Genomic DNA, 14,166 nt, shown 5'->3' with positions numbered 1-14,166 from the left:
ATAACGGTCCTCGCGCCCGGTACGACCCTCGGTAACATCTGCCTGCCGTGAACGATGGGGTATACATGGACGACAATTTGTCGTTATATACCTGTTCGAGGCGACTGCAGGAACTCGGTCTTTTCGAGTACTCGGCCTGTCCTCGGATCGAGATCAAAGGGTGAGTCTTGTTCAAGTCTGAGTTGTCGGTTTCCGTGCACGTCGAAGTCGAGCTTCGATGAGTGGCGACGGCCAGAACAGCTCGGCCAGTACTACCGCTCCAGGAACATCCCGCGCGACGGCACGACCACGGCGAACTCCGCGCGTCCGACGACCGCGCATCCCACTTCTGCCCGACATCTTGCTCGCTGCGGTCGAGTCCGATCCATCAGCTTCGGCACTGTCTTTCGAAGGAACAGACCTCTCGTATGCCGAAGTGGACGCGTGGTCGAGCCGACTGGCACGTTCTCTGATCGGGCGCGGCCTCGGCGCCGACGACGTCGTTGCAGTTGCGATGACGAGGTCGGCATCGTCCGTTCGATCCGTGTGGGGTATCGCCAAATCGGGCGCCACCTTCCTGCCCGTGGATCCGAACTATCCTGCTGATCGCATCGAACACATGCTGACCGATTCGGGCGCTCGCTTCGGTGTGACCGTGTCCGAATTCGTCGATGCTCTGCCAACGACGGTGGATTGGCTTGTCCTCGACGACCAGGCTTCCGTGGTCGAGTTGGCCGGCAACGACGACTCGCCAGTGATGGCAGCCGACCGCGTGCGGCCACTGCACGCGAGACATGGCTGCTACATGATCTACACCTCGGGCTCGACCGGAGTACCGAAGGGGGTGGTCGTGACCCATGCGGGCCTGAGCGATCTCGCCGTCGAGTTGCGCGAACTGTATTCCCTCACGAGCGCGTCGCGAACCCTGCACTTCGCCTCACCCAGTTTCGACGCATCGGTATTCGAACTGCTCATGGCAGTGACCGCATCGTCGACGATGGTTGTCGCGCCTCCTTCGGTGTACGGAGGAATGGAGCTTGCCGAGCTGCTGCGAGAGGAGCGAGTAACTCACGCGGTCATCACGCCCGCAGCCCTGGCGTCGGTCGATCCTGCAGGCTTGGTCGATCTCGAGATGGTTCTCTCGGCGGGTGAGGCGTGTCCGCCGGAACTCGTGAGCAAGTGGGCCGTGGATCGGCCGGCCGGCCGGCGAAGGTTCTTCAACGGCTACGGTCCGACCGAAGCCACAATCATGGCCACGTGCAGCAGTGCATTGGACCCAGGTGCGACAGTGTCGATCGGTGGCCCCATCCGTGGAATGTCGGCGGCTGTTCTCGACGACCGGTTACGACCGGCGATTGCAGGTTCCAAGGGTGAGCTGTATCTGTGGGGTGCAGCACTCGCCCGCGGTTACCACGGCAAGGAAGCGCTGACAGCCGACCGCTTCGTCGCAAACCCGTTCGCAACCGATGGTTCGCGGATGTATCGCACCGGAGACATCGTCAGATGGCGTCACTCTTCCAACGTCCTCGAATACTCCGGACGCAGTGACTTTCAGGTCAAGATCCGCGGATTCCGTATCGAACTCGGGGAGATCGATTCTGCACTGACGGCACACAGCGGAGTCGATTTCGCGGTAACCGTGGCACGCGAGGGCGTCGGCGGTGCAGCAGGCGCAGGAACAGAGTCCGGCGGCGGTGCGGGTTCGGCGATGCTCGTGTCCTACGTCCTCGCGGTAGAGGGAGTGGCGTTGAGCACGGCGGACCTGACGCAGTTCGTCGCCGACAAACTCCCGCGGCATATGGTCCCGAAGGCGATAGTGTTGATCGACGAGCTTCCGCTGACACCGGTGGGCAAGCTGGACCGAGCTGCATTGCCGGACCCGGTTCTCCTCGCACGCGAGTTCCGCGCACCCGAGAGTCCGACACAACGCGTAGTAGCCGGCGTCTTCTCCGAGTTGCTGGACCTACCCCGTGTCGGTCTGGACGACGACTTCTTCGAGCTCGGTGGAAACTCGCTGATCGCGACCCAAGTTGTCGCGCGTATCGGCGCGGCTCTCGACACCAACGTCTCGGTTCGCTCGCTGTTCGACCATTCGTCGGTAGTTCGCTTCGCCGAATCGGTCGATGCGCAGAACAATGTCGGACACCGAATCCCCTTGACCGCACGCTCACGACCGGAGCCCATCCCTCTCTCACTTGCGCAACGGCGAATGTGGTTCATGAACCGGTTGGAGCCGGAATCGGCGATCAACAACCTCCCCCTCGCGGTGAGATTGACGGGCGAGCTGAACGCGGCGGCCATGTCGCAGGCGGTGTTCGACGTCGTGGACCGACACGAGACACTGCGAACGTACTACCCAGAGAACAACGGTGACGGCCATCAGGTCGTACTCGATGCCGAGGATGTAGCTCCCCGTCTCATGCCTGTTCCTGTGGCAGACTCCGAGATCGTCGGTGTACTGCAGGCCATGACCCTGTCTCCGTTCGACCTCACCACCGAAGTTCCCTTGCGTGCGCGGTTGCTGGAAATCGGCCACGGGGATTACGTGCTAGCGCTCGTCACCCATCACATCACCGCCGACGGTGCGTCGTTGGCTCCGCTGACACGAGACCTGATGACGGCGTACGTCTCTCGTGCTGCAGGCATCGAACCCGCGTGGGTGCCGCTGCCGGTTCAGTACGTGGACTACACGCTGTGGCAGCACGAAGTCCTCGGGGCCTCCGACGATCCGGCGTCGCAGATCGCCGTACAAGAGTCGTTCTGGAAGTCCGAGCTGGAAGGAATCCCGTCACAGCTGGACCTACCGACCGACCGACCGCGCCCGTCGGTGCAATCCAGCGCAGGTGGCACCGTAGATTTCGAGATTTCCGGTACCACTCATCGAGCACTTCTCGAACTTGCCAAGTCCAAGAACGCCACGTTCTTCATGGTTGCCCACGCGGCGCTGGCTGTTCTGCTTGCTCGGTTGTCCAACGTCGACGACGTCGTCATCGGGGCGCCGATCGCGGGTCGCGGGGACGAGCAACTCGACGATCTCGTCGGAATGTTCGTCAACACCCTTCCGCTGCGAACTCGATTGGATCCGACCGAGTCCTTCGTGGATCTATTGGGGCGGGTGCAGGAGTCGGATCTGCAAGCATTCGGCCACGACGCGGTTCCTTTCGAACGGCTCGTGGAGGTGCTCGACCCTGAGCGCTCGCCTTCCCGACATCCGATCTTCCAGGTCGCGATCTTCCTGCAGAACATGGCACAAGAAGGTCTTGAACTTCCGTCCCTCGCGGTCACCCCGGTGCCCGTGAACGGCGCCTTGGCGAAATTCGATCTGCAGTTCACTCTCGCCGGTGCCGATACCAGGCACGGTGAAGTCGGTCCTATCGCTGCCCAGATCACCTACGCCACAGCGCTTTTCGACAAGAACACGATACAGTCCCTTGCTCGTCGGTACGGTCGGATTCTGGACTCCATCGCAACCGATCCGGTCGAACTGGTCGGTGAACTCGATCTCCTCGGCGACGCTGAACGCCGAATGTTGCTGCGCGACTGGAACGACACCCACCATGAACTCACCGGCGAGTCGAACTTGCTGTCGGAGTTCGACGATCGGGTAGTCAGCCACCCAGGCCAAGTTGCGGTCATCTTCGAAGGTCGATCCCTGACCTACCGGGAGTTCGACAGTCGTGTCGATTCGCTGGCACGAGCGCTGATCGCTCGCGGAATCGGACCCGAGGCGCGCGTGGCTGTCGCGATCCGGCGATCGCTGGATCTGGTCGTCGGTATCTACGCTGTACTGCGCGCCGGGGCAGCGTTCGTTCCGGTCGATCCGGACCACCCCGAAAGTCGCGTTCGGTACATCGTGAAGGCGGCCGGTCCCGCCTGTGTGCTCGTGTCCGGCGACCACGATCGTGAACTCTTCGGCGATGTCGCGATCCTCGACGTCACCGAAGGCGACATTTTTTCCGGAGAGCACAGCGCGACTGTCACCGACTCGGACCGCGTCGCCACATCGACGCCCGACAACACTGCCTATGTCATTTTCACCTCGGGATCGACCGGCAAGCCCAAGGGTGTTGCCGTCTCGCACCGTGCCGTCGTCAACCAAATGGCATGGATGCGAGCGGAATACGGCCTCACCGAGGCGGATGTGTACCTGCAGAAGACCGCAACCACATTCGACGTGTCGCTATGGGGATTCTTCCTCCCCCTCCAGGTAGGTGCGTCGCTCGTGCTCGCGACCCCGGACGGACACCGCGACCCCGCATACATCGCAGATACCATCGCGGAGCATTCCGTCACGCTCACCGACTTCGTGCCCTCCATGCTGACAACGTTCACGGCACATGCCTCGGTACTTTCTTGCAGGAGCCTCAGACACGTCTTCGTCATCGGCGAGGCATTCCCGCTCGAAACTGCGAACGCATTCCGTGCGATCTCCTCGGCCGGTCTACACAACTTGTACGGCCCGACCGAGGCTGCAGTATCGGTGACGTACTGGGAGTCGACCACGTCCGACATCGGCACCGTTCCTATCGGCCGACCCGAGTGGAACACGGCAGCACTCGTTCTCGACTCCCGGTTGCGCATCGTTCCGGCGGGCACGGCAGGCGAACTGTATCTCTCCGGAGTTCAACTGGCCCGTGGGTACCTAGGTCGACCCGATCTGACATTCGACCGATTCGTCGCAGACCCAACCGGAACTCCGGGGACGCGTATGTATCGGACGGGGGACCTTGCTCGGTGGCGCCTGAGCAAGAATGGTGAGCCGGGAATTTTGGAATACATCGGACGCACCGACTTCCAGGTGAAATTTCGCGGCCAAAGAATAGAACTCGGCGAAATCGAAACGGCACTGCTCGCGCATCCCGCCATCAACCAAGCCGTCGTACTCGTCGCCACCGTGGCCTCGAGCGATCACCTCGTCGCACACGTCGTTCCGAGACCGGGTATGTCGGTGGACATCGTCGAGGTTCGGAGCGATCTCGGCAGACTCCTCCCCACCTACATGATCCCGGCGGCAGTCGTCGTCCTGGATGCGTTCCCGCTGAACTCGAGTGGAAAACTCGACCGGAGGGCGCTTCCCGCGCCCACCTTCGAGACTCGGGAATTTCGGGCGCCGACCACGCCGGTCGAAGAGATCGTCGCCTCGACCTTCGCGGAAGTACTCCGTATCGATCGTGTCGGGCTCGACGACGACTTCTTCAGCCTCGGTGGCAACTCACTGATCGCTACCCGGGTAGTTGCCAGACTCGGCGAGGCTCTCGACTCCCGAGTGCCGGTGCGATCGCTGTTCGAGGCGTCGGGGGTCGAGACACTGGCTGCACGCTTGGAAAGTTCGGTCGGTAGCGGCGCCCGCGCCCAGCTCGCACGACAGGTGCGGCCTGAACGCATTCCATTGTCGCTTGCGCAGCAACGCATGTGGTTTCTCAATCAGCTCGACTCCTCCTCTGCCGCCTACAATTTGCCGGTTGCCATTCGGCTACGAGGCGATCTCGATGTGATGGCGTTGTGCATGGCCCTCGAAGATGTGGTCGATCGCCATGAAGCGCTGCGCACCGTCTATCCGTCGATAGACGGACACCCGTACCAGAACATTCTTTCGGGTGCAGACTCGACCGTAGGACTCGCGCCGGAGACCGTGTCGGAATCCGACCTCGGTGACCGCTTGATCGGGCTCTTCGGACGAGGTTTCGACGTGTCGATCGAGATACCGCTCCGCGCAAAACTTTTCGTGGTAGGTGAAGGCGACCACGTACTCGCTGTGGTGGTTCACCACATCAGTTCCGATGGATACTCGATGGGGCCACTCGCCCGCGACGTGATGTCCGCTTATGTTGCGCGAGCATCAGGGGAGTCACCGAACTGGGCACCGCTTGCGGTTCAGTATGCCGACTATGCGCTGTGGCAGCGTGCGTCATTGGGGACAGAGACAGATCCCGGGTCCCTCGCCGAAGTCCAACTGTCGTACTGGGCCGAAAAGCTTTCCGGCATCGCGACCGAAATCGAATTGCCGAAGGATCGGGCACGCCCGACAGTGGCAAGCAATACCGGTCGGACCGTGACCACCACCATCGACGCCCAGAGTATCGAAGCTCTCGACGTGCTTGCCCGAGAGAATAATTCGTCGCGCTTCATGGCAGTGCACACGATTCTCGCTGTCCTTCTCGCACGATTGTCGGGAACCGACGACATCGCAATCGGTACACCGGTTGCAGGCCGGGGCGACGCGTCTCTCGACAATGTGATCGGCATGTTCGTCAACACCCTGGTGCTTCGTACCGAGCTCGATCTCGGAGCGGACTTTCCGACGCTGCTCGCTGCGACTCGCGAGGTCGACCTCGAAGCGTTCGCCCACGCAGACATACCGTTCGAGCGTGTGGTCGACGTGGTGGCCCCGGAGCGCTCGCAGGCGCGTCATCCGCTTTTCCAAGTGATGTTGGCGTTCCAGAACATGGAGCGTCGAACATTCGAGCTACCCCAACTAGAGGTCAGTCCTGTCGATCTCGATTTCGAAATCGCCAAATTCGATCTTCAGGTAACGGTGCTCGAGGCAGGTGGCGCGGGCGACTCCCCACAGGGGATGACTGTGCAGTTCGCCTATGCCGTGGACTTGTTCGACCATCAGACCGTCGTCTCCTTCGCAGATCGGTTTCTGCGCCTGCTGAGCGGCATCCTCGCTCAGCCGAAGAGTGCAGTCGGAGACGTCGACGTGTTCGGTCCAGGAGAACGAGATCTGGTGCTGCGGCAGTGGTCCGGTTCCTCGGTTGCGCCGATTCCCCAGCCCGAGCACCGGACCCTGGCTGCTCGATTCGACGATCAGGTAGCGGCAGCTCCGAGAGCTCGGGCACTCGTGTACGAGAACGAGCGACTGAGCTATGAGGAACTCGCAATGCGAGCAAATCGGCTGGCTCGACTTCTGATCGCTCACGGGGTCGGCCCGGAAACTCTAGTAGCGATAGTCATGCCTCGGTCGGTCGATCTCGTAGTCGCCGTTCTCGCCGTCATTGCCTCGGGCGCTGGCTACGTGCCGATCGACCCTTCGTACCCACAGGAGAGAATCGATTACGTCCTCGAGGACTCCGCGCCGGCCGTTGTTCTCACCTGGTCCGGTCGTGAGGCACGGCTCGGAGATTGCGCTGCTGTTCTCGATGTCGACACCCTGGATCTGAATGCGATGTCGGGTAGACCGGTCGATGACCACGACCGCACGGCAACGCTTCGGCCTTCGGATGTGGCATACGTGATCTACACGTCCGGATCGACTGGCCTGCCGAAGGGCGTTGCTGTACCACATGACGCCGTCGGTCGGCTGCTCGATGGAACAGATAGCTTGTTCTCTTTCGATTCCGCCGACACCTGGACGCTGTTTCACTCATACGCCTTCGACTTCTCGGTGTGGGAACTGTGGGGTCCATTGTTACACGGTGGAACTCTCGTCGTGGTCGACTACTTCACCTCGCGCTCTCCGGATCTCTTCCGCCAGATGCTCATCCGGGAAAACGTGACGGTTCTGAATCAGACACCCTCGGCATTCCACCAATTGGCGGAGATCGACCGTATGGAAGGCGGGACGGCACTCTCCGCTTTGCGCTACATCGTATTCGGCGGCGAGCCCCTGGAACTCCGTCGTCTGACACCATGGTTCGACCGCTACGGTGATCGCGCGCCGCGCCTGGTGAACATGTACGGCATCACCGAGACGACAGTTCACGTCTCGCACCGTGAACTGGACTCGGCACTGGTCGCGTCGGCATCGGGTTCCGTTGTCGGCGGGGCTATTCCAGGATTGCGAATCCACATCCTCGACACCCGTCTTGCCCCGGTTCCACCCGGGGTCGCAGGCGAGTTGTACATCGGTGGCGATCAGGTGGCGCGGGGCTATCTCGGAAGGCACTCGCTCACGGCGACACGTTTCATCGCAGACCCGTTCTCCGCCAGTGGAGTGCGCCTGTACCGATCTGGCGATGTTGCCAGATGGAACGGTGCCGGCGAACTGGAGTTCGTCGGCCGTGCCGACGACCAAGTGAAGATTCGTGGCTTTCGGATCGAACTCGGCGAAATCGAATCGGTGATTCTCGAACTGGATCGAGTCGCACAGGTCGCGGTCGTGGCACGCGAGGACATTCCGGGCACCACTCGACTGGTGGCGTACGTAGTGCCCGGGAACGGAGTGGTGATCGACGACGAAGATCTGCGTAGTCACGTCTCCGCCGCAGTGCCCGAATACATGGTGCCTGCTGCATTCGTGATACTCGAGTCGATTCCGTTGACTGTCAACGGCAAGCTCGATCGTCGTGCTTTGCCGGCTCCGATGGTGCGCCGCAACGACTTTCAGGCGCCTCGGACCGATGCCGAGCGAATCGTCGGTGAAGTCTTCGCGGATGTTCTCGGCGTCGAGCGAGCGGGAGTCGACGACTCGTTCTTCGCACTCGGTGGCGACAGCATCATGTCGATTCAAGTCGTGTCACGGGTGAAGAGTCGTGGACTGTCGATAACCGCCCGAAACATATTCGAACACAAGACAGTAGCTGCGATCGCGGAGAACGCCACGGCCGTGGACGGGGTGGACACACCCGGGGTTCTCGACGAGATGCCGGGCGGTGGAGTCGGTCCGATCCCGGCCACTCCGATTGTGGCGCAGATGCTCGAGCGCGGCACAGACCTAGGTCGATACACCCAAAATCTAGTCCTCGAGCTCCCGTTGGGCATAGACACAGATGGGGTGACAGCCACGATTCAGGCCGTCGTCGATCATCATGACGTCCTGCGATCCTCACTGGTCGCGACTGCTGAGCTCGGATCGGTCCATTACGTCGCAGAACGTGGCTCAGTCGACGCGGCCACCTTGCTCCACCGGGTCGAAGTCGATGAGGCAGTGGGTCCGGACGACCTACGAGAATTGGCGCTGATCGAGACGAATCGGGCCATGGACAGGCTGGATCCGTGGAACGGTGCCGTACTGCAGTTCGTGTGGCTCGATCCGGTATCCGTCGAATGCCGAGCTTCCAGAACGGGTCGGCTCGTGGTCGTCGCACATCACCTCGTGGTCGACGGAGTCTCGTGGCGAATTTTCGTCCCCGACCTGGTAAAGGCGTGGATCGCAGTGTCTAGTGGTCAGGCCCCAGCCTTGGAGCCGGTCGGAACATCATTCCGTCGTTGGGCACATGGGCTACGTGACGCGGCGGCATCGGACAAGCGTCGGAACGAACTCGACTACTGGGAATCGGTACTGTCCGGACCTGATGCAATGCTCGGATCCCGGCCGTTCGATTCCACGGTGGATGTCGCCTCGAGCGTCGACCGGGTCGAATTCGAGGTACCGGCCAGCGTCACCGATGCAGTGCTCACGACAATCCCCAGACTGTTCCACGGAAGCGTGAACGACGGGCTGCTCGCCACGTTCATGGTGGCTTTGAATCAGTGGCGGCGGGAGCGCGGTGGAGCAGAGGATCGATCTGCGCTGATTCGGTTCGAGGGACATGGCCGTGAAGAAGAAGCTGTGCCCGGCGCCGATCTCTCGCGCACCGTGGGATGGTTCACGAGCATCTATCCCGTGCGATTCGATCTCGACGAGATCGACCTCGACGATGCATTGGCCGGTGGACCACACCTCGGCAGAGCTATCAAGCTCGTCAAGGAGGCTTTGCGCGCAGTACCCGATCGCGGAATCGGTTTCGGTCAACTTCGATATCTGAATCCCGAGTCGGCCGCGCGATTGGCATCCCAGAGTGTGGGCCAGATCGTCTTCAACTATCTGGGACGGGTCGGACAGGAAACCGTACCGACCGAGTTCAATGGAATCGGGTGGCTCCCGGCCGGTGACCTCGGCGATCTCGCGGGGGATCCGGAGCCGACTATGCCCGCGATGGCGACGCTGGACATCAACTCGGTCGTGATCGGGGATCGTCTCAGTGGATCGATCGCCTTCCCCTCCGGATTGCTCGCTGCCGACGATGTTCGACACCTCACTGATCTATGGGTCGGCGCACTCGGATTGCTCGACGACTACTCCCGGTCGGACGCCGTCGGTGGACATACCCCATCCGACTTCGACCTCGTCCGAACTTCGAGTGCAGACATTGCGCGCTGGGAGGCGGGGTACAGAACGGTCACCGACGTCTGGCCGTTGACCCCGCTGCAGGCCGGGATGTACTTCCTCGGGGGGCTCGACGACAGCATCAGTGCAGACGCCTACACGGTCCAGATCTCGCTGGATCTAGGTGGACACGTCGACGCCGAGCGCCTTCATTCGGCCGCACGGACCCTACTCGAGCGACATCCGAACCTGCGAACCGCTTTCGTCGACGACGAATCAGGGACCCCGGTTCAGATCGTCGTCGACGGGCTCGCTCCGGAATGGACAGAGATCGACCTCACCGCCGAGCCGCTGGACGCGGTAGCCGCGCGTGCGGACCGCATCATGGCGGATGACAAGCTCCGACGTTTCGACCTGGCCGCCCCGCCGCTACTGCGATTCACTCTGATACGCCGCCACAGTGAGCCGGAGGGCACCACCGCAACGCTTGTTGTGACCAATCATCATGTACTGCTGGATGGTTGGTCTATGCCACTACTCATGCAGGAGTTGATCGTTCTTTACGCCATGGGCGCCGAGTCCGAACACCTTCCGCGAGCCAGGCCATACCGAAACTACCTCTCATGGCTGGTTCAGCGTGATCGTGCGGCGTCTGTCGAAGCCTGGAAGCAGGCACTTGTCGGAGTCTCGGAACCGACTCTGTTGTTTGCCGGTGCAAGTGAAGGCGACGGCGTCGGTATGGGCGAGTATGCGTTGACCCTCTCGGAGGAGAGCACGACGCGCTTGTCGAGTGCTGCGTCCGAAATCGGTGTCACGTTGAATACTATGGTTCAAGCATCTTGGGGACTTGTCTCAAGCCGCTTGCTTGCTCGTCGTGACGTCGTGTTCGGCGCAACCGTGTCGGGTCGACCCGCGGAGTTGCCCGGAGTCGAAACGATGGTCGGCTTGTTCATCAACACCGTCCCGGCGCGGGTGTCTGTCGATCCGAAAACCACTGTACTGCAGCATTTGTCGACGTTGCAGGCTGAGCAGGCAGACCTACTCGATCATCACTACACAGGTCTGACCGAGATCGTGGAGGCTGCAGGTGACGGCGCCAAGTTCGACACGCTGGTCGTATTCGAGTCGTACCCGATCGACCGCGAGGCAATTGCCGAGAGCGGCTCCATCGATGGGCTCCGCTTACGCGGAGTACACACTTCCGATGGAAGTCACTACCCGTTGACACTGGTGACGACCGTGGACACTCAGATGCAGGTGCGATTCAAATATCGACGTGACGTAATCGACGAAGAGTCCGTGGAGGCTCTGGCGCAACGCTTCTCGCGGGTCATGGAACGAATGGACGAAGTCGACACGAAGATAGGTTCGATCGATATTCTGGAGACATCCGAACGAGCCCGCTTGACGACCATGTCGAGTGGGCCGGGTGTGTCACCGATTCTGCTACCGGATTTGTTGGCGGCGGCGGTGGAGCGGAGTCCTGATTCGTCTGCGTTGGTGTGTGGGTCTGCTGATGTGTCGTATCGGGTGTTGGATTCGTTGTCTTCGCGGTTGGCTCGGGTGTTGGTGGGTTCGGGTGTGGTGGTGGATGGGTTTGTGGGGGTGGCGTTGCCGCGGTCGGTGGATTCGGTGGTGTCGGTGTGGGGTGTGGCGAAGTCCGGTGGTGCTGTGGTGCCGTTCGATCCGGGGTATCCGGTGGAGCGGTTGGAGCGGATGGTGGTGGATTCGGGTGTGCGGGTGGGTGTGACGGTGCGGGAGTTCGTGGGGTTGTTGCCGTCGAGTGTGGAGTGGATCGTGTTGGATGATCCGGCGGTGGAGGCGGTGTTGGCGTCGGTGTCGGATGAGCCGGTGTCGGCGGTGGATCGGGTGGGTCGTTTGCGGGCGGAGTCGGCGGCGTATGTGGTGTATACGTCGGGGTCTACGGGTGTGCCGAAGGGTGTGGTGGTGACGCAGGCGGGGTTGGCGAATTTTGCGGTGGAGCAGCGTGATCGGTATGGGTTGACGGGGGAGTCTCGGACGTTGCATTTTGCGTCGCCGAGTTTCGATGCGTCGATGTTGGAGTTGTTGTTGGCGGTGGGTGCGTCGTCGACGATGGTGGTGGCGGGGGCGTCGGTGTTCGGTGGGGTGGAGTTGTGGGAGTTGTTGGTTTCGGAGCGGGTGTCGCATGCGTTTGTGACTCCGGCTGCGTTGGCGTCGGTGGATCCGGTGGGGTTGGTCGATCTTCGGGTTGTGGTGGTCGGTGGTGAGGCGTGGTCGTCTGAGTTGTTGGGTCGGTGGGCGGTCGAGCGTGGTGTCGGTGGTGGTGTTCGTGAGTTTTTCAATGGGTATGGTCCGACGGAGACGACGATCATGTCCAATATTTCGGGTGCGTTGGTGGCGGGGGATGTGGTGTCGATCGGTGCTCCGATCCGAGGGATGTCAGCCTTGGTGTTGGACGGTGGACTCCAGCCGGTTCCGATCGGCGTCTCCGGTGAATTGTATTTGGCCGGTATGCAATTGGCGCGCGGTTACCACCGCCGATACGGCCTCACTTCGGAGCGATTCGTGGCGAATCCCTTCGGTGTCGATGGTTCCCGGATGTATCGCACCGGCGACGTGGTGAGGTGGATCGGTGACGACCGCGGTGCGCCCACCTCGATCGAGTATGTGGGGCGCAGTGATTTTCAGGTGAAGGTGCGTGGTTTCCGGATCGAGTTGGGTGAGATCGATGCTGTGGTGACCTCGTATCCGGGGGTCGAGTTCGCGGTGACGGTTGCGCGTTCGGGGGAGCAGGGTGTGGCGGGTGCGACGGTGTTGGTGTCGTATGTGTTGCCTGCTGCGGGTTCTGATCTGGATGTGTTGGAGATTCGGGGGTGGGTGAAGGAGCGGTTGCCGCGTCACATGGTGCCCTCGCAGGTGGTTGTTCTCGATGAGTTGCCGTTGACTCCGGTGGGTAAGTTGGATCGTGCTGCTTTGCCGGAGCCTGCGGTTGTGGTGCGTCGGTTCCGGGCGCCGGTGTCGGAGTCGGAGCGGGTGGTGGCGGGTGTGTTCGAGGATGTGCTCGAGGTGGATCGGGTGGGGCTCGATGACGATTTCTTCGAGTTGGGTGGCAACTCACTCATCGCAACGCAAGCGGTCGCTCGGCTTCGTCGGGTAGCTACGTCCGATGTTCGAGTGCAGTGGTTCTTCACCGATCGGACAGTCGAGGACTTGGCCAGGAGGATCGACGAATTCGATAGCGAAGCAATACGTTCCGCTGGCGATGCCCTCGATGTCCTTCTTCCGATTCGCGACCACGGAGATGCTGCACCTTTATTCTGCGTTCATCCGATGCTCGGATTCGCATGGCCGTACGCGGGGCTGATGGCCTTCGTGGACGAAGACCGCCCCCTCTACGGACTTCAATCTCCAGGGCTGTCGATGTCGGAGGAGGTGCCGACGTCGATTCACGAGTACGCGGCCCGATACGTCGTCGAAGTCCGCCGTGTGCGTCCGTCGGGGCCTTATCACCTTCTTGGATGGTCGCTCGGCGGTGTCATCGCGCATGCGATGGCAGCGCAGTTGCGTGCAGCAGGGGACACGGTGACGTTGACGATGATGGATTCGGTGTTGCACATCGAACGAAGCGAGTTCGAGGCGGAGCTGAAGTCCTTACTCGTTCCAGTGGGCGTGATCGAGGAAGGTGAGTCGATACCGACCGTACTGTCCACCGAACAGGCCACTCGGGCCGCCGCTGCCATCGTTCAAGGCCCGGTGGAACTATCTGTGGGACAAGTGCATTCGGTTTACAAGAGTGCAGTCGCGTCTCCCGGCCAGATAAACGACTACGAGCCTGCGCGTCTCGATGTGCCACTGCTCTACTTCACTGCGGGTAGAACGCATCCCAAAGATGTCGAGGTGGCCGCACAATGGACCGATCATGTAGTCGAGGTCAGGGAGGTCGTTGTCGATGCGGCTCACGAGGATATGACCGGCGCGGAGGCCCTCGCGCTGCTCGGGCCAATCCTGAACGAGTACTTGAATGCGACCGACGGGCGTAACGCGTGATGAGACAGGCACGATAAACTCTGCGGCTAGTGCAGTGCGCGGGGGGGATCGACTTGGATTCTGCGCGTCAGCAGATTGCACGACCGACAGCATTCCCACACGAGGGTATGTCCGACAAGTTAGGTGAT

1 protein-coding gene is annotated in these 14,166 nt (G+C 61.5%); it reads left to right on the top strand.

What is annotated here, in order from left to right:
• Window positions 1–217 precede the first annotated feature (217 nt).
• Window positions 218–14,038 (top strand): non-ribosomal peptide synthetase, encoded by a 13,821-nt coding sequence (locus E5720_RS04265; protein ID WP_136169595.1) that lies wholly within the window; start codon window positions 218–220, stop codon window positions 14,036–14,038.
• The last annotated feature ends 128 nt before the right edge of the window (window positions 14,039–14,166 follow it).

Source organism: Rhodococcus sp. PAMC28707, from assembly GCF_004795915.1.
In the GTDB taxonomy this organism is placed as follows: Bacteria; Actinomycetota; Actinomycetes; order Mycobacteriales; family Mycobacteriaceae; genus Rhodococcoides.
Note: the sequence above shows the minus strand (reverse complement) of the source record. Positions and strands in the feature narration are given on the sequence as shown.

Coding starts and splice junctions, on each gene's coding strand:
- E5720_RS04265 (WP_136169595.1), top strand. CDS start 218: ATGAGTGGCGACGGCCAGAACAGCTCGGCCAGTACTACCGCTCCAGGA.